The following is a 23,084-nucleotide window of genomic DNA, read 5'->3' on the forward strand; positions in this document are numbered from 1 at the left end:
GTCGACCCGGAAGGGCTCCCGGGCGACGGGTGTCGATCCCTCGGCGCCCCCGTCACCAGTGAGCTGACGACCCGTGACATTGTTCTCACATCATCTGACTAAGCTTGCGGCAGCCGTGGCCCCGCGCCACGACCGTGGGCGACTCCGGTGACGGTCCGACAGCGGACGCCGCTCCAGCGGAGACGTTCGGACCTCGATGAGAGGAGCACCGGTACGTGGCACGACTCGAGCTCGACAACGTCGTCCGGGAGTATCGACGCGGACAGCAGTCCGTCCGTGCCCTCAACGGAGTGTCCCTGTCCCTGTCGGGCGGTCAACTCGTCTCCGTCCTCGGGCCCAGCGGCTCCGGCAAGAGCACCATGCTGCACCTGATGGGCGCCCTGGACTCCCCGTCCAGCGGCCGGGTGCTGCTCGACGGCACCGACCTGGGCGGGCTCAACGACGACCGGCTGGCGGACCTGCGTCGCCGACGGGTGGGCTTCATCTTCCAGTTCTTCAACCTGCTGCCCTCGCTGACGGCCTGGGAGAACGTCGCCGTGCCCCGGCTCCTCGACGGAACCCGCCTGGCCGACGTGCGGGACGAGGCGATGGACCTGCTCCAGCGGGTGGGCCTCGGTGAGCGCGCGGACCACCGCCCCAACGAGATGTCCGGCGGGCAGATGCAGCGGGTGGCCGTCGCCCGGGCCCTGATCATGGACCCGGTCGTCATCCTCGCCGACGAACCCACCGGCAACCTGGACTCCAGGACCGGCAAGGAACTGCTCGACCTGTTGGCCGGGATCGCCCATGACGAGGCGGGGCGTTCGGTGGTGATGGTCACCCACAGCATGGAGGCCGCGCTGCGCAGCGACCGGGCGGTGTTACTGGTGGACGGTCAGGTCGCCGCGGACGGCCCCCCGGACGACGTGGTGGCGGCGGTCGTGGGCAAGGGCACGGCTCCGGGGGCCGGGAGCGGCACGCCGGGCGGGGGGGCACCGCGGTGACGGGGCGGTTCTGGGCCGCGCTGTCCCGGCTCCGGCTGTTCAACCTGCGCTACCTGCGGGCCCACCCCGCCAGGACGGTGCTGTGCCTGAGCGTGGTCACCGTCTCCGCCACGCTGATCGTGGCCGTGATCGGCATCTACGGTTCGGTGGGCGGGTCCGTCCAGCGGCTCTCCGAGCGGGTGGCCGGCGACGCCGACCTGGAGGTCACCGGGCGGACCGACGCCGGGCTCGACCCGTCGGCGTTGCGGGAGATATCCCGGACCGAGGGGGTCCGGGTCGCGGTGCCGCTGGTGCGCTCCCCGGTGGACGTCGAGGGCGAACGGGTGCTGCTGTTCGGCACCGACGCCAGCGCCCTGGAACTCGGGAGCGACCTGTCCGCCGTGGTCCGCGACACCTCCCGGCCCGCCGCGGACCGGACTCCCGACCAGGCCGCCGCCAACGGCTCGGTGCTCCTCGGCCCCGCGCTCGCTGACCGTGTGGCGGGCAGGGAGGTCATCGACATCGAGTCCATGACCGGTGAGCACAGCACGGTTCCGGTCGGCGGCACGGTGACCGGCGGGTCCGCCGGCCGGGTCAACGACGGGGCCTACGTCGTCGCGCCGCTGCGACTGGCCCAGGACCTCAGCGGGCTCGGCGCGCGACTCGAGTCGGTGCTCGTGCTCGCCGACCCCGGGACGGACACCGCGGACCTGCGCCGACGGCTGACCCAGGAGCTGGGGCCCCAGGCGTTCGTGGCCGATCCCGCCTTCCGGGCCGACCAGGCGGACGACGCCACCGCCATGGTCCGCAACATCACCCTGCTCGTGGCCATGATGGCACTGGCGGTGGCCGGCTTCCTGATCTTCAACACCATGAACATGGCGGCGGTGGAACGCCGGGGCGAGATGGCCAGTCTGCGCGCCCTCGGCGCCCGCCAGCGGCCGATCATGCGTGACTTCCTCGCCGAGGCCGTGGTGTTGGCCCTGCTGGGGGCGGCGCTGGGCAGTGTCCTGGGGTACGCGGTGGCGGACGCGGCGGTGGGTTCGCTGCCGCCGGCGATCACCGACTCGGTGAACGCGTCGATCGAGTTGGCCATGCCGGGCAGTGCGGTGCCGGCCGCGGTGGTGGCCTGCCTGGGCGCCGGGGTGCTGGCGTCCTGGCTCGCCGCCCGAAGGGTCTCCCGGGTGCGCCCGGTGGAGGCGATGCGTCCCGCGGACCCCATGGACCTGGCCGAGGGCCGCACCGCCGGGCGCACCTGGGCACTGGTGGGGGCGTTGCTCCTGTTCGTCGCGGCCATGGTGGTGGCCGCGGCCTTCGACGACGCCCGGGCGTACGGCAGCGGCGCGCTGTTCCTGCTCGCCGTCATCGTCCTGGGCTACGCCCTGGTCGAACCGCTGTGCCGGGCGACGTCGCGGACGGCGGCCCGGTTCGGCGCGGTGGGGCAGCTCGCCGCGTCCTCGGTGGACCGGGCACCCCGCAGGGTCTGGGCCACGGGGATGACGGTGTGCCTCGCGGTCGCGATCGGCGCGGCCACCACCGGCGCCTCGCAGAACGCCGTGGACGCGGCGTCGGCGAACGTCTCCACGTTGAGCCAGACGGAGTTCGTGGTCCAGCGCTCCCCCGCCGACGTGCTGCCGGTGCGGCCGCTGCTGCCGGCGACGTTCGGCCGCCAACTGGCCGCGATCCACGGGGTGAACCGGGTCACCGCGGGTCAGTTCACCTACCTCAACCTCGACGAGGGGCGGGCCCTGCTCCAGGGCATCAGCGGTCCGAGCAACTCCACGGCGTACCAGCTCGCCGACCCGGAGGCGCAGCGGGCGCTGCTGGCGGGGAGCGGGGCCGTGGTGTCCCGCACGTTCGCCAAGGAGCACGGGCTGGCGAAGGGCGACGTGCTGACCCTGCCCACCGCGCGGGGTGAGCAGCGCGTGCGGGTGGCCGACGTGGTGGACTACGTGAGCGTGGACGCCGGTCTCGTCGCCATCTCCCTGCACCGCCTCACCGAGTGGTTCGGCCCGGACGGCGCCTCCTACTACGAGGTGGAGGTCGCGCACGGGGCGAACGTGGCGTCCGCCCGGGAGGGCATCGAGCACCTGGTGCGGGAGCAGCCCTACCGGGTGAACGTGCTGACCGGCCACGAGTCGGTGGACGCCACCAAGTCCGCGGTGCGGCAGATGGGGGCGCTCGCGCTGGTCCTGCAGTGGGTCATCGCGGCAGTGGCGGCGCTCGCCCTGCTGAACACGCTGATGCTGTCGGTGGTGGAGCGGCGCAGGGAGTTGGGCATCCTGCGGGCGCTCGGCTGTGGCAGGCGCTACATTCGGCGGATGATCCTCGCGGAGGCGGCGGCCGTGAGCCTGGTGGGCGGTGGCGCCGGGATCGTCGTCGGCACCGCCCTGCAGTACCTGTCCACCGAGGTGATGTCCGAGGTGCTCGCCCTGGACATCCCGTTCCGGGTGACCCCGGCCGCGCTCGCCCTCGCGGTGGGGGCGATCCTCGTCGCCATGGCCGGGGCGTGGCCACCCGCCCGCAGGGCGGGCCGTCTCGACGTCATCCAGGCCATCGGCTACGAGTGAGCCGCCGCCGGGGGCCCGGCGGTCCAGCCGACTCCCGGTCCACAGGTTCTCGGTCCAAGAACGGCATCGAACGACACACACCAAGGGGGAACGCCGACGATGGGACGTGACGCACCCGGGCCCGGCCCGCACCAGATACCCGGCCTGCTCCGGCTGGCCGTCACCGACCCGCTGCGGTCGCTGTACCAGACCGTCAGCCGTTACGGGGACGTCGTGGAGGCGCCGATCGCTCCCGGGCGGAGCTTCCACCTGTTCACCAGGCCCGAGCACGTGGAGCACATCCTCGTGGCGCGGCAGTCCCGCTACGGCAAGGCGTTCACCTACCGGCCGCTCCAGGAGTGGATCGGCCTCGGTCTGATCACCAGCGACGGCGAGTTGTGGGAGCGCCAGCGCCGGCTGATCCAGCCGCTGTTCTCCTACCGGCGGGTGGCCGCGCTGGAACCGCTGATGGTCACGGCGGTGCGGCGGATGCTGGACGACTGGGACAGGACGCCGGAGTCCGGCCGGGTGGTGGACGCGGCCGTGGAGATGAGCGGGCTCACCCTGGACATCGTCGGCGCCACCTTGTTCGGGGCCGACCTCAGCGGGGACCGGGACCGGATCTTCCACGCGGTGGAGACCCTCCAGGACGCGGTGACCAAGGTCATCCGGAACCCGTTCACCTGGGTGTCCACCACCATGGCCAGGTACACCAGCCCCGGGTTCCGGTCGTGGGACCGGGCCATCGCCACCATCGACGAGGTGGTGAGCCGGGTCATCGCCGAACGCAGGGCCCGCCCCGCGGACGACGGGGCGCCCCGGGACCTGCTGGACGCGCTGTTGGCCGCCCGCTATGACGACGGCTCGGCGATCGACGACAAGCAGTTGCGCGACGAGATCATCACCTTCTTCATGGCCGGGCACGAGACCAGTGCCAACTGCCTGGCGTGGACCTTCTACCTGCTGTCCACCTCCCCGCACGCCCGCGAGCGGCTGGAGGACGAGGTGGACACGGTGCTCGCCGGACGCACCCCGGAGCCGGAGGACCTGGACAAGCTGGTGTGGACCAAGGCGGTCCTGAGCGAGTCGATGCGCCTCTACCCGCCGGTGTGGACGGTGGAGCGGGACGCGGTGGAGGAGGACGAGGTCGGCGGGGTGCGGGTGCGTCCGGGCAGCACCGTGGTGGTCCCGCCCTACCTGGTGCACCGTCACCCCGGGGTCTGGGAGAACCCGGAGGCGTTCGACCCCGAGAGGTTCCTGCCTCCCCGCTCCACGGGCCGGCCCAAGTACGCCTTCATCCCGTTCGGGGGCGGCAGGCGCGGCTGCATCGGGAACGTCTTCGCACTGATGGAGGTGACCCTGGCGCTCGCCATGATCACCCAGCGGTACCGGCTGGACCTGCTGCCCGGCTTCGACCCGGAGCCCAAGGTCACGGTGACCCTGCGGCCCAAGCACGAGATGGCGATGTTGCTGCACCGCAGGTCCCGGTGACCCCGTGCGCAGCGGAATGAGGGAGGAAGCAATGCCGGGTGGTACCGCGCCCGTCCACACCTCGCCGGGCCGGGTCGCCCCCGGTCCGGGAAGGGTCGAGAGCCTGCGGGTCCTGGCCGCCCTGGGGCGCGACCCCCTGGCCGTGGGCATCGACCTGTACCGGCGGTACGGGGACCTGGTGCGGGTGCCCCTGCCCCGGGGCCACGAGCTGTACCTGCTGTGCCATCCCGCGCACGCCGAGCACGTCTTCGTGGCCAGGCAGGACAACTACGTCAAGGCGGCCACCTACCGTCCGTTGAAGGTGTTCCTCGGCGAGGGACTGGTCACCAGTGACGGGGAGTTGTGGGAGCGGCAGCGCCGGCTGATCCAGCCGCTGTTCTCCTACCGGCGGGTGGCCGCGTTCCAGCCGGTGATGGTCAGCAACGTGCGGCGCACCCTGGAGCAGTGGGAGCGGCTGCGGCCGGGCGCGGTGGTCGACGTGTCGGAGGCGATGAGCCTGCTGACGTTGAACATCGTGGGCGAGACGCTCTTCGGCTCTGACCTGAGCGGGCCGGGAGCCCGGGTCTCCCCGTCGGTCACCCGGATGCAGGACTTCGCCGTGACCGCGATGCGTAACCCGCTGCTGCTCAGCTCCCCGATGCTGGGTCTGCGCACCACCCCCGGGTACCGGGCGTGGGCCGCCGCGGTGCGGGCCGTGAACGAGGTGGTGGAGCAGGTGGTGGCCCAGCGGCGGGCGAACCCGCGCCAGGACGGGCCGCGGGACCTGTTGGACGCGCTGCTCGAGGCCAGGTACGAGGACGGCTCCGGCATCAGCGACCAGCAGTTGCGGGACGAGATCATGACGTTCCTGATGGCCGGGCACGAGACCAGCGCCACCGCCCTGACCTGGACGTTGTACCTGCTGTCCGCCAACCCGGCGGCCCGGGAGCGGCTGGAGGAGGAGGTGGACTCGGTCCTGGCCGGGCGCGTCCCGGAGCCGGACGACCTGGACAAGCTGGTGTGGACCAAGGCCGTGATCAGCGAGTCCATGCGGCTCTACCCGCCGTTCTGGACGCTGGAGCGGGACGCCCTCAACGACGACGAGATCGACGGGGTGCGGATACCCGCGGGCAGCACCGTCGCGGTCCCCCCTTACCTGGTGCACCGCCACCCCAGCGCCTGGGACAACCCGGAGGGCTTCTCCCCGGAGCGGTTCCTGCCCGGTCGCGGGGCGGGCCGCCACCGGCACGCGTTCATCCCGTTCGGCGGCGGCCGGCGGGGCTGTGTGGGCAACGTGTTCGCGTTGATCGAGACCGCGCTGACGGTGGCCATGATCGCCCAGCGGTTCCGGCTGGACATGGCCGCGGGCGGGGTGCCCAGGCTCCAGCCCACCGTGACCCTGCGCCCGTTGGGCGGGCTGCGCATGGTGCTGCGGCACCGCCAGGGAGCGCAGTAGTCCGGGTCCGGCCGGGGGTCCGCGGGGCGCGCTGCCCGTGCGGACCCCCGGCCGGCCGATCGGCACCGTCAGGCGGGTCCCGTCAGAGCCAGGGCACGTCCAGGACGTGCGGCAGGCCCAGCTTGTAGCGCCACTCGTCGGCCTTCTTCAGCAGCCGGAACTCCGGCATCTCGTACGCCGGCTGGACGTGGCACGCGTCGGCGTCAGAACCGGCCGCCTCCAGCAGCGAGTTGACGGCGCGCTTGGCCGTCTCGTTGGCGCCCTCCATCGTGGCGCAGCTCAGGTTGTCCCGGACGTAGTCCGAGGCGAGGAAGAGGTTGGGGATGGCCGTGTTGTGCGTGGGGCGCAGGTCCCACGAGCCGACGTTGCTGACGATCAGCGACTCGTCGTTGGCGGCCGTGGTGCCCCCGTTCGGGTAGGTGATCGCGGGGTCGAGGTGATAGGACCTGATCGACGACTCGGGCAGCACGGTCCGGCCGGTGTCCTCCAACGCGGCCCGCATCTGGGCCAGGGTCTCCTCCGCGATCTCCGACGGGCTGCACTCCCTGGCCGGCTTGCCGTACAGGATGCCCGGCTTGTCGAAGTTGGCGATGTTGACCGAGAGCACGTCCTGGACGGTGCCGTCGCCGTAGGTCGCGGACATGTCGCGGTCCCAGGTCTGGGCCTGGCTGATGGACACCAGGGCCCACGGCGAGTCCAGGTAGTCCACGAAGCCCCGGATGATCGGCGTCGGCCGGTCCAGGTAGAACTGGATGCCGTTCATCCACTCGGTGCGCAGGCCGTCCATCTTGGCCAGCGCGGGCGCGGCGTTGCGGATGTCGGTGTTCCACAGCTTGCGGGCCCGCTCGACCGGCAGCGCGCAGACGAACCAGTCGGCCTCCACCTGCTGCGCCTGCTGTTGCGGGTCGAGGACCTGGGCGGCGGCGATGCGCCCGTTGCGCAGCGTCAGGTCCTGCACGGTCCAGCCCACGTGGAAGTTGACCCCGCGGCGGCGCAGGTAGCTCACCCACGGGTTGATCCACGCCTCGTTGCTCGGCCCGTCCAGGGAGCGGCCCATGTAGCCGGTGCTGCCGCGGCCGGCGAGCGAGTAGAAGTACAGCTCGCTCAGGACGCCGGTGGCCCGGGCGGAGGCGATGTCCGGGCGGGAGGCCACCAGGTGGGTGGTCATCCCGTCGGAGAGGATCTTGTTGTACTCGTCGCTCATCTGGTCGGCACGGATGAACTTCCGCCACGACGTGTACTCCCACTGCCCGAAGCGGCGGGCGTCGCAGCTCGTGGCGAAGATCGCCAACTGCCGGACGAAGAACGTCAGCTCGTCCCCGGGGAGCGCCTCGAACTGCTGGAAGAGCGCGGTGAGGAACCGCTGGAACTCCTCGAGGGTGACCGGTTCGCTGTAGTTGGACTTGAACGACAGGTCCTCGCGGTGGCCGGCCCTGGAGTAGAGCACCCCGTCCAGCGGCACCAGGTGGTCGTGGACGGTCTCCGAGCCGTCGCCCACCGGTATGCGGGCCATCGTCTCCGGCAGGTGGTGGTAGAAGCCGGGGACGTAGCGGAACCCGTGCTCGCCGGGAAGGTCGGCGCGCCCCCCGGAACCCGAGTTGGGAACAGGAATGGAACGGGACTTGCCGCCGAGCTCCTTGCGCTCGTACACATCCACACTAAAGCCGCGCTCGATTAGCTCTTGAGCCGCGGTCAATCCGGCGACTCCGGCTCCGAGCACCGCGACGCGGCGACCGTTGCCGGTTGCCGCTCTGGCCCGTTGGGTATTCACCCCGGAGAACGTCACGGCGCCGGCGCCAATGGCCCCAGCAGCCCCGGCAATAAAGCGCCTTCGCGTTGCTTCGCCCCGTGAAGGTTGATTTGTCATCGCACGCCTTCCTCGCCCCCGTCGGGCTTAACGTTGATCTTGGCGGGTACCGAAAAGACGCTACCCGGCATCTGGTCCGCGTCAAGCTGTACGCCTATCCTTGCCTCTTACTGTTATGACATCAGCAGCTAGGAGACCACGCGGTGCCGGCAAGCATGTGGCGCAGAACTCTGAAAGCGGCCTTCGGACAACCCGACGCCACCGCGCACCTTCTGTTCCTGCGGGATTCCCAGACGGTCACGCGAATCCACTTCCTCCACGCCGCGGCCCATCTCGGCGTGCTGGCCGAGTTGAAGAGCCCTTCCGGTCAGGAGGCCCTGGCGTCCAAGCTCGGCATCACCCGCAGCCAGCAGTTCGGCCTCTTCCTCAAGCTCGGCGTCTCCCTGGGCGAGCTCGCCGACGACGCCGGCACCTACCGCCTGAAGGGCCGTCGCGCGAAGGCCCTGGTGGGGCCGAACGGGAACGTCCTGCGGGCCCTGCTCGACGAGCAGATCGAGTACCACGGCTCGGTCTACCGGGAGCTGGCAGAACAGCTCCGCGGCGGCCCGCTCGGCGACTACCTGTCGGCGACCGCGGCGGTGGTCGCCGAGTCCTCGCGGATCGCCGAGCCGGTCATCTCCTCCTACGTGACCGACGTGGTCACCGGCGCCGGGCCCACCCCCCGGGTGCTGGACATCGGCTGCGGCTCGGGGGTGTACCTGCGCGCCGCCTCGCAGAACGCCGGTGCCACCGGCCAGGGCATCGACATGCAGCCGGCCTCGGTGGAGCTGACCACCAAGAACCTCACGGACTGGGGCATCGGGGACCGGTTCCACGTCACCCAGGGGGACATCCGCAAGGGCGCCTCGGAGGCCGACGGGCCGTACGACGTGGTGCTGCTGATGAACAACATCTACTACTTCGCCCCGGAGCAGCGGCCCGCGCTGTTCGAGACGTTGCGGTCGCTGGTCAAGGAGGGCGGCACGCTGACCCTGGTCTCCATGTTCCACGGGACCAGCCCCACCGCCCTCAACCTCGACCTGGTGCTGGCCTGCACCCAGGGCTGCTACGCCCTGGTCAGCCCCGAGGAGCTGGCGCCCGAGCTGCGCGCCGCCGGCTTCCGGAACGTCACGGTGGACCGGCTGGTGGCCCGCGAGTCCCTGCTGGGCATCAGGGCGAGCTGACTCCCGGCGACGTCGAGCCCGCACCGCGGTCCCCGCACGGCGGGCCGCGGTGCTCGGTTCGCGGCGGTGTTCGGTTCGCGGCGGCGCTCGGTTCGCGGCGGTGTTCGGCGGCGGCAAAGATCCGGTACAGGAATCCGGAACACTCCATTCCGAGAGTTGGCGCATTGCCATAGCACCCTCGGTCAACGGGACAAACAGCAGCAGAACAAGGAGAGTTGGACTTGCGTCCACGGCGGCGTGGTGACATGGTTGCTTCCGTCCGCCCGGGCGAAGAAGCGGGGGCTTTTGTGTACGACCGGAATACGTACGACCGGAATACGGCATGGTGACCGCGGCGGAGGAGCCGGACGTCACCATCGTGGGCGGCGGTCTTGCCGGACTGTCCACCGGTATCGCGTTGGCGAACGCCGGTATCAGCACCGTAATTCTGGAATCACGCCGGAAATCCGCAGCCGATGTCTTCGGATTCCTTCTCTGGCCACCCGGGACGCGTTCCCTCGGATGGCTCGGCGTTCTCGACGACGCGTTGAAAGCCGGCGCCGAACTGGAATCCCTCACGTGGTTCGTCGCCGGCCGCAAGAAGGATGACCAGACCTGGCTGAGCGTGAATCTCCCGGACCTCGGCGTCGGGCCCTTCCTGGGAATTCTCCCCTCCGCGCTCGAGGGCATTCTGCGCGACGCCGCCCTGCGCAGCGGGGTGCGCATCCTGGATGCCGTCGAGGAGTGGGCGGTGCGCCGGGACCAGGGAGGCTGGACGGTGCGGGCCACCCGCGCCGGGGAGCCCGAGGAGATCCGCACGCGGCTGCTCGTGGGTGCCGACGGCGCCAACTCGCGGCTCCGCGACGAGGTGGGCCTGAAGTCCTCCCGCTGGCAGCCCGCCGGGCAGGTCATCGTGACCGGCGTCGGTGGGGCGGTGCCGCTGCGCGAGTCCCGGCAGGCGTTGTCGGCCACCGGGTCGGGCGGCTGCGTCAGTCTCGGCGAGGACCACAGCTGGCTCTACACGGTGGCGCACGAGTCCGAGGCCACCGACCCGCAGCGGACGCTGCGCCACTACGCCACGCTGGACCCGAAGCCGGCGGCTGCCTTCGAGCACGTGGAACGCGTCGCGGTGCTGCGCCCCTGGACGATCACGGTCCCCGAGTGGGCGGCGGACGGCGCGGTCCTGATGGGGGACGCCGCGCACGGGATGCTGCCGCACTTCGGACTCGGGGGGTCGATGACCCTGGAGGACGTGCCCATCCTGGTCGAAGTGGTGCGGGACGCCCTGGGCGCCAAGGACACCAGCGCGGCCAGGCTCGGCGCCTTCCAGCACCGCCGGCGTGCCAGGGTGGCCTACGCCCAGCGCACCTCCAACCAGTGGGCACGGCTGCTGAGCAGCAGGCTGCCGGGTATCCAGGCGGCCAGGAACGTCAGTGTGCGCCGGCTGTCCCGGAACATGGAGCTGGTGGAGACCTTCTACCGGGAGCTCGCCTCGCCGTCCGTCCCCGAACTGTCCACGCGGCTGCGCATGCTGCTGCTGTAGTCCCTTAGGTGAGTTATGCCCAAGCGAGGAATGGCCGCCGTGGTCGGCGGTCGAGGCTTCATCGGCGGCGCCATCGTGGAGGCCCTGCGGGCCGACGGCTGGCAGGTGACCGTGGTCACCCACAACGCCAGACTGGCAGCCCAGCACGCCGGCTACCGGTGGGGTGACATGTTGGACCCCACGACCCTGGGGCCCGCGGTCGAGGGTGCCGACGTGGTGGTGCAGTCCGCCAACTTCCCCAACTACCCGTTCGAGCGGCCCCAGCTCCACCACACCTTCATGGAGTACGACGGGATCGGCACCGAGCGGCTGATCCGGGCGGCCAAGGCCGCCGGGGTCCGCCGGTACGTGTTCATCTCCGGCGTGGGGGTCACCGACACCCCGACCAAGCCGTACTACCAGGCCCTGCTCCGCGGCGAGCGGGCGGTCACCGAGTCCGGTCTCGAGGCGATGGTGCTGCGCCCGGCGTTCGTCTACGGCCCCCGGGACAACGGGATCAACCGCATCGTCAGGGCCGCCCGGTTCCTGCCGGTGCTGCCGCTGCCCGCCAACGGCGACCAGACGCACCAGCCGGTGCACGTGGACGACATCGGCGCCGTGGTCAGCCAGGCCATGGACCCGGACTCCCCGCAGGGCGTGTTCGAGATCGGCGGCCCGGACCGGATGTCCATGCGGCACATGATGGAGTTCGCGCTGCGGCTCGCCGGCAAGCCGCGTCGGGTGGTCAACGTCGCCCCGGGCTTCGCCAGGTCGGGCGCCAGGCTGCTCGAGCCGCTCCCCGGCCCGCTGATCACCAGGAACGCGCTGGACTTCATGCTCGAGGACTTCGTCGCGGACATCGAGACGCTCCAGAAGTCGTTCGACATCCAGCTCACCCCGTTCGAAGCGGGGTTGCGGAGCTACCTGGTGCGCTGACGGCCCGGCGGGGTCCGCCCCGTCGTCGTCACCCGGCAACACGCCGAGGCGCCGTCACCGGTTCGACCGGTGGCGGCGCCTCGTTGTCGTCGTTGCGAACCCGTGGCCACCCGTTCCCACGGGCAGGGGAGCGCCCCGGCCTCCATGCCCGGCTCCCGGCTCCCGGGGCGCGGGGCGCGGGGGCCGGGGGCCAGGCATGGGGGCCGTCCCTACCGTCCGGCGCCGGCGAACGGCCGCTCCTGGCGGAGCACATGACGGGCGATCTTGCCGGTGGGGGTCCTCGGGAGGTCTTCCACGATCTCGATGGTGCGGGGCCGCTTGTAGGCCGCGAGGTTCTCCCGGACGTGGGCACGCAGCCGGCGCCGGGCCGCGGCCGGGTCGTCGGGCTCCTGGCGCAGCCGCACGAACGCCGTCAGCTCCGTGGTGGCGTGCTGCCCGGACAGCCCGACCACCGCGCACTCGTGCACCTCGGGGTGGCGCAGCAGGCACTCCTCGATCTCCGCGGGTGCCACCTTGTGACCGCCCACCTTGAGCAGGTCGTCGGAGCGGGCCACGAAGTGGTAGACCCCGTCGGCGTCCCTGCGGACCTGGTCCCCGGTGCGGGTCCAGCCCCCCACCATGGTGGCCTGGGTCTTCGGGTGCTGATTCCAGTAGCGGGCGGCGTTCGCCTCGCCCCTGACCCACAGGTGCCCGATCTGGTCCGGGCCGAGGTCCCGCCCGTCGTCGTCGCGGACCACCGCCTCGTACCCGTCCACCAGCGTCCCCGAGCTGCCGGGCGGGGTCGTGCCCGGACGGGTCACGATGAAGATGTGCAGGCACTCGGTGGAGCCGAGCCCGTTGACGATCTCCATCCCGAAGCGGTCCCGCCACCGGTCGGCGAGGCTGACCGGCAGTGGCTCGCCCGCGGAGACACAGACCCGGACCCCGGACAGGTCGAGCGAGGGGTCGCGCTCGGCCACCGCGAGCATCGCCGAGTACAGCGCGGGCACGGCGCACAACACCGTCGGGCGCTGCTGCCGCACCAGGTGCAGCACCCGGGCCGCGTCGGTGGTCTCCGGCATCAGCAGCACCCCGGCACCGGTCGCGAACGGGAACAGGAACGAGTTGCCGAACCCGTAGCCGAACGACAGCTTCGCCGCGGAGAAGCAGACGTCGTCGGGGGTCAGCCCGAGCTCCTGGGGCATGCCCCGGAGCACCGCGAGCAGCCCCCGGTGCAGGTGCACCACGCCCCTGGGGGTCCCGGTGCTGCCGGACGTGTACTGGATGACCGCGGTGTCGTCCAGGCTGGTGGGGCGGATCGGGCAGTGTGGCGGCGCCTGGGCCATCAGCTCCTCGAGCCGGGGGTGTTCCGACGCGCCGGCCCCGGCGCCCACCGTCCACACCGCGCCGGGCCAGGGACCCGCCCCGGGGACGGTCTCCGGTCGCACCGCGGAGACAACGGTGGGGAGCTGGGCCGGCCCCGCGACGGCCAGGTGGGGGCGGCAGTCAGCGAACACCCTGGCGTAGTCCTGCCCGGTGAGCTGGGTGGCGAGCGGCACGGGCACCGCGCCGATCCGCAGGAGACCCAGCACGCAGGCGAGGTACTCCGGGCTGTCCGGTAGGACCAGTGCCACCCGGGTCTCGTATCCGACCCCAGCGGCGGCGAACGCGTTGGCCGCCCGGCAGGCCATCTCGTGCATCTGCCGGTAGGTGACGGTACGGTCCGCGGTCCGGGCGCACACGGCGTCGCCGCGGCCCTGCTCCAGGTGGGTGTCGAGAAAGCGATGGACGCTGTTGCCGGTGCTCATCGGTGTCCGCCTGTTCGGGAGAGCTGCAGAGCTGGGTGTGTGGGGTTCGGAACGGGTCTGGTCGCGCGGGTCGGAGGGCCGACGGACGGTGGGGAACGGCTCCGACCGGGGACCCGCCGGTGCCGGTCAGGCGCTCGCGGGTGGGTCCCCGGCGGCGGCCGTGCGCCGCGGCCCGGCCGGGTCAGGGGCCGGGCCCCCGCTCGCCGGCGCGGCGAGCAGCAGCGCCGAGGCGTGCCCGTGCGGATCGGTGCACAACACCAGCACCTGCCTCAGCGCCTCGTCCCGTGGCGCGGTGGGGAGCCGGAGCGCCGGGAGGGCGGGGTCGGGTTCGTGGTGCCCCGCGGTGCCGGGGAGCCGCTGGGCGTGCAGGGCGAGCACGGCCGCGGCGGCCTGGACTGCCCCGGCGGCGCCGGCGCAGTCCCCGAGCCTGCCCTGCACCGCGCAGACCGGCACCCGGTCGCCCCAGAGTTGGCCCACCACTGTCGCCTCGGTGGCGTCAAGGCCGGGGTCGCCGCAGGCGGACACGAACACCGCGTCCACCTCGTCAGGTGTGGCGCCGGCGGCGGCCAGGGCCTGGTCCACGGCACGGCGGGCGGCGCTGACCGAGCCCGCGCCGGTGGCCGGGCCCATGGCCGCCCCGGTGCCGACCACCTCCGCCAGCACGACCGCGCGACGGCGCGCCGCCGCGTCGGCGGACTCCAGGGCCAGCACCACGGCGGCCTCGCCCGGCACCGCGCCGGCCCGTTCCCGGTCGAGGGGCCTGGCCCGGTCCACGGTGCCGAACCGCGGGTCGACGCCGCGCCGGGCGTACACCTCGGGGTACGTCAGGGTCTGCACGCCGCCGGCGAGCATCACCGTGGCCTCGCCGGCGTGCACGGCGCGCGCGGAGGCGGCCAGCGCGTCGGCGGAGGCGGCCCGGCCGGTGGACAGGGTCAGGTTGGGGCCGCCGGCCCCGGTGAAGATCGACGCGGTGGCGGCGGGGGCGTTCAGGCCGGTCTGGGGTCCCTGCGCGGGGTTGACGCGTTCCACTCCCAGGTCCAGGCGGGTGGCGAGGAGCTCGACGTAGTCGGCGAGTCCGGCGGTGGTGGTGCCCGCGGCGACCCCGACCGTGGGCTCGCACTCCCAGCGGGTCGGCAGTCCGGCGTCCCGGCACGCGGCGACCGCGGCGATGGCGAACGCCTTGCTCTCCGGGCTGAGCACGCGGATACCGCGCCGGCCCAGGTACTCCTGGGCGGGCGGGGTGGCCATCGGGGCGAGGAGGACCGGGTCGGCGGCGGGCAGTCCTGGCGGCGCCACGGGCGTCGAGGAGGTCGCGGGGGCACCGCCGTCGCACAGCGCGTTCCACAGCGCCTCACGGCCGGTACCGGCGGAGGTGACGGCGCCGATCCCGGTGACCAGTACCCGGCTCATCGTTCTCCCTCGTTCGACCGTCCCGGCCTTCCCGTGGCGCCCGTGGCTCCCGTGCCGCCCGTGCGGTCGTTCCCGGCCGGGGCCGGGGTCGGGGTCCGCGCGTCGGGCGCGGTGAACACCACGCAGCAGTTGTTGCCGCCGAAGCCGAACGCGTTGTTGAGCGCGACCCGCACCGGCATCCGTCGTGCCTCCTTGAGCACCAGGTCCAGGTCGTACTCCGGCTCCAGGGTGTTCCCGATGGGCGGAACCACGGCGTCCCGGATGGCCAACGCGCAGGCCACGGCGGCGATCGCGCCCGCGGCGCCCTGGGCGTGCCCCAGCAGGGACTTGCACGCGGTCACCGGGACCGGCAGGTCCCCGAAGACCTCGCGCAGCGCCACCGCCTCGGCGTCGTCGTTCGCCGGCGTCCCGGTGCCGTGGGCGCTGACGAAGGAGACCTCCCCGGGCTCCAGGCCGGCCATGTCCAGCGCGGCGCGCATGGACCGGGCGGCGCCGAGACCCGCGGGGTGCGGGGCCGTCATGTGGTGGGCGTCGGAGTAGCCGCCGTGCCCGGCGACCACCGCGTACACCCGGGCCCCCCGGGCCAGCGCGCGCTCCTCGGACTCCAGCAGCAGCGCCCCGGCGCCCTCGCCCAGCATCAGCCCCCGCCGGTGCCGGTCGAAGGGCTGCACGGCCTCCGGAGCGAGCGCCCGGAAGCTGTTGAACATCAGGAACATCGCCTCCGACAGCTCGTCGGTGCCCCCGGCGACCATGGCGTCGGCACGGCCCTGGGCGATGGCGTCGGCGGCCTGGGCGATGGCGGTGTTGCCCGCGGCGCAGGCGGTGGGGAAGACCATGTTCGGGCCCCACAACCCGAACGCCCGGGCGGGCAGCCCGGCGACCCGGGCCGGGTCGTGCGCGGTGATCGGGGCCGTGGGCACCCGCCCCCGGTGCAGGTCCCGCAGGGACGCCTCAAGTCCCGGGCGGTTGCCGATGACGATCCCGAGGGCCACCCCGACACGCTCCGGCCGGTACGCCCCGCCGAGCCGTGGACCGACGTCGGCCGGGCCCGGCCCCCGGGCGAGGTCGCCCTCGGTGAGGAGCCCGGCGTCGAGCAGGGCCATCCGCACCGCGGAGAGCGCGAACGACTCGCTGCGGCTGAGCTGCCCGTACGCGTCCTGGTGCGGCGGTCGCGGCCAGTCCCGCACCTCCCCGCCCTGGTGGGTCAGGCAGTCGGCGGTGTCGAACAGGGTGATCCGGTCGGTGCCCACCGTGCCGGCGACGGCCGCGGAGAAGAACTCCTCGGCCCCGGAACCGATCGGGGTGACCACCCCGAGGCCGGTGACCACCACACGTCGACGGCCCGGGGCGGCGGACGGGGCACCAACCCGCTGGCCGAGGGGCTGCTCGATCAGGCCTGGCACGTCAGCTCGCAAGCACGTTCTGGGTGATCTCGACGGCGCTCTTCACCGAGTTGATCCGGACCTCGTCGTCCACGGTGTACCGCACACCGAGCCGTTGCTGGAGGGCGGAGACCAGTTCCAGACGCATGATGGAGTCACCGCCGAGGTCCTCCAGGTCGGCCTCGTCGGCCAGTTCCTCGGGTTCGAGCTCCAGGATCTCCAGGGCGACCTCCCGCACCGCCGCGCGGATCTCGTCCTCAGTCATCGGGCCTTCCCTTCCATGGTCGGAATCGGATGGGGATCCGGGCGCGGTCCGCGGCCCACGAGGGACACCAGCGCCCGCAGCGTTCCCCGGCGCACCCCTGGTGACCAGTGCACCCGCTGGGTGGTGAACACCCAGAAGGCCAGGCCGCCAACGACCCCGACGACCGTGGACAGGTGCGGGGAGTACAGCGGCACCGCCACCGCCAGGTTCAGCACCCAGTACTGGTAGAAGAACTCCCGGGTGGCCGACCGCTCCTGTTCGGAGGAGGCCCGCCACAGGCAGCGGCCGAGCGCGGTGGCCACGGGCAGCAGCAACAACCAGAAGAGGAACCGCGGCGGGAACAGGCCGACCGCCACGAGCAGCCCGACCATCACGTAGGTGGACCACACCATGGCGGTGGTCACGGCGGATCCGTGGCGGCGCACCACGCCCACCCAGGCGCTGTGGTAGCCGATGCTGACGTCCCCGGCGAGGTCGGTGAGGTCCTTGGCGCCGCCGAGCACCAGCAGGGTGAGGAAGCCGACGGCGAAGAACGGGAGCGGGTACTCGGCGAAGCCCTTCCACACCTCGGTGCTCCAGTGGTCCTGCGCCAGCGTCCAGCCGATGACGAACGTGCCGCAGAAGTGGAACGTCAACACGAACGGCGCGGCGAAACGATTACGTGACAGCCGCAGGCCGTACGAGTAGTTGACGCTGCTCAGGCCGCCGAGCACCAGGAACAGGGCGAGCACGGGATCGGGCCGCATCGCCAGGAAGGCCAGGTCGAGGACGGCCACGGCCACCCAGGACCAGACGGCGGCCCGCCGGATGTTCTCCCATCCGGCGTGCTGGCACAGCGCGGTGCGTTCCGGCCGGTTGACCTCGTCCTCCCGGCGGTCAGCGAGCCGGTTCAGCGTCTCCGTGCCGACGGAGTGCGCGAACCAGTAGCCGGCTCCCATCACCACCCATTCCCACCTGGCCTGGCCGGCGGCGGACAGGGCAGCGTAGAAGGGAAGGAAGTACAGGGAGGTGAACCGGACACTCGTCGCGCGCAGGAGTGCGGCTGTTCTGCTCAATCGTCCGCGACCCCACTGCTCGTGAGCGGGCGGTGCATGTGCTCTCTCCTAACGGGTGCGCTCCACGACGGCCGTGCACATGGCCCGCAGGCCGTCCTTGGCCGGCCCGTCCGGCAGGGGGTCCAGGGCGGTGCTCGCCCGGTCCGCGTACGACCGCAGGACCTCGCGGGTCTTGTCGAGGGCCGGGTGGGCGCTCAGCAGCGACAGGGCTTCGGCGCGGGCCTCCGCCTCCAACTCCTCGGTCTCGAGCAGTTCCCGCAGCCGGACACTGGCCGGGTCGTTGCCGCGCGTGGCGTACAGCAGCGGCAGCGTGGTGACGCTCTTCTTGATCAGGTCGCCACCCAGGTGCTTGCCGAACTCCTCTTCCTTGCCGACCAGGTCGAGCAGGTCGTCGGAGACCTGGAAGGCCACGCCGAGGTTCTGACCGAAGGCCTCCAGCGCGTGCACCGCCTCCTGGTCCGCGCGGGCCACCAGGGCACCGAGACGCAGGCAGGAACGCATCAGCGACGCGGTCTTGTCCGAGACCATGGCCACGTAGTGGTCCACCGGGTCAGTGCCCGGCTCAGGGCCGCTCATCTCACGGAACTGACCGGCCACCAGCAGGGAGAAGGTCTGCACCTCCATCCTGGCCGGCTGCGAGTGCATCGCGGCCAGCAGCAGGAAGGCCTGCGAGAACAGGTAGTCGCCAGCGAGGATCGCCACCGCGTCGTTCCACTTGGCGTTGACGCTCGGCACGCCGCGCCGCAACGTCGCCTTGTCCATGACGTCGTCGTGGTACAGCGCAGCCAGGTGGACCAGCTCCACCGCCGCGGCGGCGCGCAACACGTCGGGGTCCCTGTGGTCACCGAACCGGGCGGCCAACAGGGTCAGCATGGGCCGGTAGCGTTTGCCACCCGCGTCCATCAGATGCCGGCAGGCGTCATGCAGGAGACGGACATCACTCTTCACCGCGTCCTGGACGATCTGGTCGACAGCCGCCATGTCCGAGATCAGTTCGACGGCCAACTCCTCTGCCAAAGTAGGCAGCCCGGAGTGAGTTCCTGCGGTCACGCGCTCCCCCATCTGTCCGCGCAGCGACGTCACCGGATCAGTCCGGTTCCGCCGCTGACAGGCGTCGAGGTGAGGTTACGGAATTCGCTTCCTGTTGCGATAGTGGAATCGATATTCGACCTCGGCAGGGGTGACTTCCGTCCTCCCGAGTAACCCCCCTGCCACCCCGTTTGACCTGCGCGTTCGATCTCACGAGCGACCCGCGGAGAGACCGCGTTCTCCACCGTTGCTCAAGCAGAACACGAGCAGCGGACAGTGGTTTTCACGAGCCTGGGGGAAAGCGCCCCGAGACGCCGCTGACGTATACGACGCCGCCCGTCAAGAGGGCCTCCGGGCCATCCGGCGGGACCACCGCCCCGCTACCCGCCGCAGGGTGTTCGGGGACACCGTCCGGCGCCCCCGAACGCCCCGTTCGCCCGTCGCTCTCCTACCGCTCAGACGCCGTACCCGAAGGTCGAGGTGATGTAGTAGCAGTCGGAGTAGCCGGTGCCCGACGCCAGGTGCCACGTCCCGGAGAGCGGCGGCACCGTGTCGTCCGACGGAGCGCGGATCACCACGTCGTACGCGCCCGGCTCCAGCTTCAACGTGATGGACGGACGGTCCTGCGTCCCACAGCTCTCCTCGTACCCGTCGATCTCGACCAGGTCCGTGTTGTGCGAGGTGCACTCCTGACAGGCCTCGACCGTGGCCCGGCCCGTCTCAGGTCCCGAGTAGAGGATCTGCATGCTCTCTGGTGACTCGTTGATCAGTTCCACCGTCACCGTCCCGGCCGGCGCACCGGTCCAGGGCGAGGGTCCCGTCAGGGAGTCGGTGTCCCCGCTTCGCGCCTCGGCGATGTCCACGTCCACCAGCAGGTCCGCGGCACGCTCCGCCGTCCCGCCCTTGGGGTAGTCGTCCACCAGCCGGTTCAGGGTGGTCCTCGCCTCCTCGTACTCGTCCTTCCGGTAGTGCTCCAGGCCGCACCGGTACAGCGCTCCGCGCAGCGCGGACACCGCCCTGGCCGCGGTCTTCGGCGACACGTCCCCGGCCAGTTCCCTGGCCTTGTCGAAGTCCTCGACCGCGACGCAGTACCGCCGGTCCGCGTGGTGGACCCGCCCACAGGCGTAGGTGGCGTCCGGCAGCGATCTGACGGCGCGACTGGCGATCCCGCCGGTCAACGGGTCGGTCGACGGCCTCAGTCCGGACAGCGCCCGCAGGTCGTCCAGCACCTCGCACGGACGGTCACCGTCCGTCCACGCCGCGGTTCCCGCGTCGTAGAGCGCGTCGAACCGCTGGTCAAGCTGCTCCGCCTCGGCCGAGCCCGGGTGCTTGCTGCGGATCTCCAAGTACGCCCTCGCCGCCGCCTGGTAGTCCTCGCGCGCCGTCCCGGTGGACCGCCCCCCGGCGGCCCGCCGCGCCAACGCGTCCGCGTACGAGAGCCGTGTGGCAGCCGCGTGCTCCTCGGCCCGACCCCACGGCGGCGACTCACCGTCGTAGCGGGCCAGGTACAGGTCATAGCCACGGATGGCGTCGGTGTACCTGTCCTGCTGCTCGGCGAGCCGTGCCCGCATCAGCACCCGGCACGACTCGGTCCCATACCTGGCGTCGTCGAACGCCCCGCTGAGGGTGAACTCGTAACGTGCCCGCACCGCCCGGGCATAGTGCCCCATCGCCCCGGGGCAGTCACCGGCCGCGTGCGCCTCCACCGCCCGCTCCAGCTCGCTCTCCGGCACCGAACGGCAGTAACCCAACCCCCCGGCCACCACGAACGGCGCCCACCGCCGCCACCCACCGCCCGCCGCCCCCGACTGCGGCGCCGGCTCTCTGCTGTGAGGCGCGGCGGAAGGGTCCGCGTGCACGGGCTGGTCCGCGTGCACGGACGGGGCTCCGTGCGGGAACCGGTCCGCGTGCAGGGACTGGTCCGCGTACGGAGACTGGTCCGCGTGCGCCGGGGTCCCGGCCCTCCTCCACCCGACCGCCACCATGACGACCAGCCACACCAGGTAGCCACTCCCCCACAGCACCGGGTGGTCACTGGCGTGCTGCGTGATCGCGAGCGTCAACAGCGCCACGTCCACCACCCACACCAGTGCCAGCCACTTCCACGCCCGCAGGTACCAGAACCCCGCACCGCACCCACTGACGTTGAGCAAAGCCGCGGCCAACCGCCTGCGGCCACCAACCACCACTCGGACCGACCCCCTTCGGTTCCCTCACAGACGCCCGCATCGACCCGCGGGCGTCCCGGAGCGGGAAGTGTCCACCCATGCCCCGGAGACCCCTCCCGAACGCCCCTGCCCCCGCCACTAACCACCTGGTACGTGCCGCTGTGGGGATTGTTCCCACTCCCCCGGACCCGCAACGGCGCGGACAGCGCCGCGTCCTGGCTCGGAGTCATCTCGCGAAACGGAATCCCCGACATGGCCAGCTTCATTGCGGCCGAAGCTGAGCGGAAGATAGTTGCTGCAACAAAGACGGAGTTGGCCAAAGAGCCGGCCGCGCACGGCCGGCAGGACAACGGTGGACGCTCGTACGATCAAGACAGTGATCGGCCAACGCTTCCACCTGGCCGTGTCAGACCGCCGCTTGTTCGGACCGGACAGCGTCAGCGTCCCCGACTTCGTCAGGAGCAGGTACGGGAGCCGGATAGGAGGCCTGGATGGGATGGCCCCCCCACGTTCCGGGCACGGGTTCAGGATGAACAGAGGTCCTTCAAAATCCCCTTGGGAACTTCACTCCTTGGCGGGAATACTCTGCCACTACGCAGTCCCGAATGTCCCGATCAACCGCCTCGTATACACCTAGGCTGATCTCTCCATCTCGCATCCAGATCGCAGCAAGGGATATGGCTACCTCATATGGAGCTGTCAGTCGAAGCTCTTGATCTCCGGCGACCACATCCTCGATAGCCTCTTTAGCACGAGGATCATTCCACACCGTCAGATCAAGAAGTGAATTTACTCGCCATCCCGGGTCCGCATCCGGGTCGCGGAGCATGAGGCGCAGTGTTTCCGCCCGAAGGTCCCAAGCAAGCCCCTCAGGGAATCCATTGAGGGCCTCACAGAACTCGATTGGCGGAACATACCCATGGCACTCCACATAATGCATAACTAGAGTTGGGGCAGAATACACTTCTCCCGATCTGGAGAAAACATGGATCTCACCGTTCCCGACCGCAGCGTCGACCCCGACGCAGAACTCACACTCATGCAGCCCCAGGCTCAAGCTTCTTGTCTTCCTCACCTCTTCTTTGAGCCGCTCTACGACTCCATCCGGAACGGCACGAGACAAACCTTGAATCCCTAAATCCTTGCCCAGCCAACCGATGTTCTTCATTGGGAACGGGGGTTCGCCATAGACGTAGTTAGACAGGTCCTTAAATTCAGCCATTTCCATATCCCGGATAACGACATGCAACCCAGTGACAGACGCCCATGTTGGGCTTTAAGATATCACCCAATAGCGTACGTTCATCGACTACTATCGAACCCTCCCTATATACCATAGGCAATCCAGTGTGCGGATTCGTTCCGAGCGGAGATAAGGTATAATTAGGAATTGTATCACCCGCCGTAAATACTTCCACGGGCGCCACTCCAGGACCTCCAGGTCCGGCTATTCGGAGACCCCTCGCAGCATCCAACCTTTGCCCATCGAGAACATACATATGGATAGCTGTCCCCTCTGGCACAACAAATGTTCCACCTCCTCGGTAGCTGCCATGGCCGTGAATCACGGTCGTTCCGTCCGCCCGATGACCTGGGATCGCACGCGCACCGCCAGATGTCGGCCCGGGATCAGCGAGTGCGCCGGTCGTTCTCTTTGACGTTTCTCCACAGTCTGGTGCGAGTCCGAGGTGGTCGGTCCGTGTGTGGGGATTCTCAACGTATGTAACGGGGTTGGGTGCGGGGGTGAGGCCGAGGGGGTCGGGGGTGAGGTAGTGGGCGGTGGTGGGGTTGTAGTAACGGTGGTGGTTGTAGTGGAGTCCGGTTTCCGGGTCGTGGTATTGGCCGGGGAAGCGGAGGGGTGTGTGGGCGGTGGCGTTGCGGTTCCAGGTGGTGGTGCCCCACAGGGTGGTGCGGGTGCGCCAGGTGATGGTGCCNTNGGGGGTGATGAGTTCGGTGGGGGTGCCGACGAGGTCGGTGATGATGGCGTAGAAGCGTTGGTCGGTGGTGTGGTGGTGGGTGGTGTCGGTGATGCGTTCGGTTTGGGTGAGGGGGTGNAGGCCGTGGTGTTCCCAGGTGAGGGTGAC

General features: G+C 71.0%; 17 protein-coding genes. 7 read left to right on the plus strand and 10 right to left on the minus strand.

Annotated elements, in window-relative coordinates; translation table 11 throughout:
* The first annotated feature begins 215 nt into the window (after positions 1 to 215).
* The 4 genes from A3IG_RS0120665 to A3IG_RS0120680 all read left to right on the plus strand — a co-directional run bounded on the left by A3IG_RS0120665 (position 216) and on the right by A3IG_RS0120680 (position 6,437).
* Positions 216 to 983 carry an ABC transporter ATP-binding protein gene (locus A3IG_RS0120665; RefSeq protein ID WP_018385501.1) on the plus strand — a complete coding sequence of 256 codons (768 nt, stop codon included), beginning with the start codon at positions 216 to 218 and terminating at the stop codon, positions 981 to 983.
* On the plus strand, positions 980 to 3,532 hold the full coding sequence (locus A3IG_RS0120670) for an ABC transporter permease (protein WP_018385502.1): 2,553 nt from the start codon (positions 980 to 982) through the stop codon (positions 3,530 to 3,532). Before A3IG_RS0120665 ends, A3IG_RS0120670 begins: the two co-directional genes overlap by 4 nt.
* A gap of 99 nt (positions 3,533 to 3,631) precedes the next feature.
* Positions 3,632 to 5,002 carry a cytochrome P450 gene (locus tag A3IG_RS0120675; protein ID WP_018385503.1) on the plus strand — a complete coding sequence of 457 codons (1,371 nt, stop codon included), beginning with the start codon at positions 3,632 to 3,634 and terminating at the stop codon, positions 5,000 to 5,002.
* A gap of 31 nt (positions 5,003 to 5,033) precedes the next feature.
* Positions 5,034 to 6,437 carry a cytochrome P450 gene (locus A3IG_RS0120680; RefSeq protein WP_018385504.1) on the plus strand — a complete coding sequence of 468 codons (1,404 nt, stop codon included), beginning with the start codon at positions 5,034 to 5,036 and terminating at the stop codon, positions 6,435 to 6,437.
* 82 nt (positions 6,438 to 6,519) lie between these two features.
* Here the strand turns inward: A3IG_RS0120680 and A3IG_RS0120685 are convergent, their stop codons facing one another.
* Positions 6,520 to 8,304 carry a hydroxysqualene dehydroxylase gene (locus tag A3IG_RS0120685; RefSeq protein ID WP_026220487.1) on the minus strand — a complete coding sequence of 595 codons (1,785 nt, stop codon included), beginning with the start codon at positions 8,302 to 8,304 and terminating at the stop codon, positions 6,520 to 6,522.
* Positions 8,305 to 8,459: 155 nt separating this feature from the next.
* Between A3IG_RS0120685 and A3IG_RS0120690 the strand changes: the two genes are divergently transcribed.
* From A3IG_RS0120690 to A3IG_RS0120700, 3 genes are all read left to right on the plus strand, one after another.
* The gene (locus tag A3IG_RS0120690) at positions 8,460 to 9,467 is read left to right on the plus strand and encodes an SAM-dependent methyltransferase (RefSeq protein ID WP_018385506.1); all 1,008 of its coding nucleotides are present in this window, start codon (positions 8,460 to 8,462) and stop codon (positions 9,465 to 9,467) included.
* 322 nt (positions 9,468 to 9,789) lie between these two features.
* Positions 9,790 to 10,989: an FAD-dependent oxidoreductase gene (locus A3IG_RS0120695; protein ID WP_018385507.1), complete on the plus strand. Its 1,200-nt coding sequence runs from the start codon at positions 9,790 to 9,792 to the stop codon at positions 10,987 to 10,989.
* 15 nt (positions 10,990 to 11,004) lie between these two features.
* A complete protein-coding gene (locus A3IG_RS0120700) occupies positions 11,005 to 11,904 on the plus strand; it encodes an NAD-dependent epimerase/dehydratase family protein (RefSeq protein WP_078500755.1) in 900 nt (299 codons plus the stop codon).
* Between the two features lie 209 nt (positions 11,905 to 12,113).
* Here the strand turns inward: A3IG_RS0120700 and A3IG_RS0120705 are convergent, their stop codons facing one another.
* The 9 genes from A3IG_RS0120705 to A3IG_RS36005 form a co-directional block, all read right to left on the minus strand.
* Positions 12,114 to 13,691 carry a benzoate-CoA ligase family protein gene (locus A3IG_RS0120705; RefSeq protein ID WP_018385509.1) on the minus strand — a complete coding sequence of 526 codons (1,578 nt, stop codon included), beginning with the start codon at positions 13,689 to 13,691 and terminating at the stop codon, positions 12,114 to 12,116.
* Between the two features lie 126 nt (positions 13,692 to 13,817).
* Positions 13,818 to 15,101: a beta-ketoacyl synthase N-terminal-like domain-containing protein gene (locus tag A3IG_RS0120710; RefSeq protein WP_018385510.1), complete on the minus strand. Its 1,284-nt coding sequence runs from the start codon at positions 15,099 to 15,101 to the stop codon at positions 13,818 to 13,820.
* On the minus strand, positions 15,098 to 16,504 hold the full coding sequence (locus A3IG_RS30680; RefSeq protein WP_051087571.1) for a beta-ketoacyl-[acyl-carrier-protein] synthase family protein: 1,407 nt from the start codon (positions 16,502 to 16,504) through the stop codon (positions 15,098 to 15,100). Before A3IG_RS30680 ends, A3IG_RS0120710 begins: the two co-directional genes overlap by 4 nt.
* A gap of 1 nt (position 16,505) precedes the next feature.
* Positions 16,506 to 16,748: an acyl carrier protein gene (locus A3IG_RS30685; RefSeq protein ID WP_018385512.1), complete on the minus strand. Its 243-nt coding sequence runs from the start codon at positions 16,746 to 16,748 to the stop codon at positions 16,506 to 16,508.
* A complete protein-coding gene (locus tag A3IG_RS0120725) occupies positions 16,745 to 17,803 on the minus strand; it encodes a UbiA family prenyltransferase (RefSeq protein ID WP_058032794.1) in 1,059 nt (352 codons plus the stop codon). Before A3IG_RS0120725 ends, A3IG_RS30685 begins: the two co-directional genes overlap by 4 nt.
* Positions 17,804 to 17,851: 48 nt before the next feature.
* On the minus strand, positions 17,852 to 18,853 hold the full coding sequence (locus A3IG_RS0120730; protein ID WP_201787475.1) for a polyprenyl synthetase family protein: 1,002 nt from the start codon (positions 18,851 to 18,853) through the stop codon (positions 17,852 to 17,854).
* A gap of 434 nt (positions 18,854 to 19,287) precedes the next feature.
* Positions 19,288 to 21,021, minus strand: a complete 1,734-nt coding sequence (locus A3IG_RS0120735; protein WP_158676922.1) for a tetratricopeptide repeat protein — start codon at positions 21,019 to 21,021, stop codon at positions 19,288 to 19,290.
* Between the two features lie 523 nt (positions 21,022 to 21,544).
* Complete coding sequence (locus A3IG_RS34355) at positions 21,545 to 22,222, minus strand: DUF7919 family protein (RefSeq protein ID WP_157862256.1); 678 nt, start codon at positions 22,220 to 22,222, stop codon at positions 21,545 to 21,547.
* On the minus strand, positions 22,215 to 23,084 hold an 870-nt coding region (locus A3IG_RS36005), incomplete at its 5' end, for an RHS repeat-associated core domain-containing protein (RefSeq protein ID WP_169366234.1). The genes A3IG_RS34355 and A3IG_RS36005, both read right to left, overlap by 8 nt.

The sequence above is a fragment of the Wenjunlia vitaminophila DSM 41686 genome (assembly GCF_000380165.1).
GTDB lineage: Bacteria > Actinomycetota > Actinomycetes > Streptomycetales > Streptomycetaceae > Wenjunlia > Wenjunlia vitaminophila.

Excerpts from the sequence above, each read along its gene's own strand:
- A3IG_RS0120675 (WP_018385503.1), top strand. The coding sequence starts at position 3,632 with ATGGGACGTGACGCACCCGGGCCCGGCCCGCACCAGATACCCGGCCTG.
- A3IG_RS0120680 (WP_018385504.1), top strand. The coding sequence starts at position 5,034 with ATGCCGGGTGGTACCGCGCCCGTCCACACCTCGCCGGGCCGGGTCGCC.
- A3IG_RS0120685 (WP_026220487.1), bottom strand. The coding sequence starts at position 8,304 with ATGACAAATCAACCTTCACGGGGCGAAGCAACGCGAAGGCGCTTTATT.
- A3IG_RS0120690 (WP_018385506.1), top strand. The coding sequence starts at position 8,460 with ATGTGGCGCAGAACTCTGAAAGCGGCCTTCGGACAACCCGACGCCACC.
- A3IG_RS0120695 (WP_018385507.1), top strand. The coding sequence starts at position 9,790 with ATGGTGACCGCGGCGGAGGAGCCGGACGTCACCATCGTGGGCGGCGGT.
- A3IG_RS0120700 (WP_078500755.1), top strand. The coding sequence starts at position 11,005 with ATGCCCAAGCGAGGAATGGCCGCCGTGGTCGGCGGTCGAGGCTTCATC.
- A3IG_RS0120705 (WP_018385509.1), bottom strand. The coding sequence starts at position 13,691 with ATGAGCACCGGCAACAGCGTCCATCGCTTTCTCGACACCCACCTGGAG.
- A3IG_RS0120710 (WP_018385510.1), bottom strand. The coding sequence starts at position 15,101 with ATGAGCCGGGTACTGGTCACCGGGATCGGCGCCGTCACCTCCGCCGGT.
- A3IG_RS30685 (WP_018385512.1), bottom strand. The coding sequence starts at position 16,748 with ATGACTGAGGACGAGATCCGCGCGGCGGTGCGGGAGGTCGCCCTGGAG.
- A3IG_RS34355 (WP_157862256.1), bottom strand. The coding sequence starts at position 22,222 with ATGGCTGAATTTAAGGACCTGTCTAACTACGTCTATGGCGAACCCCCG.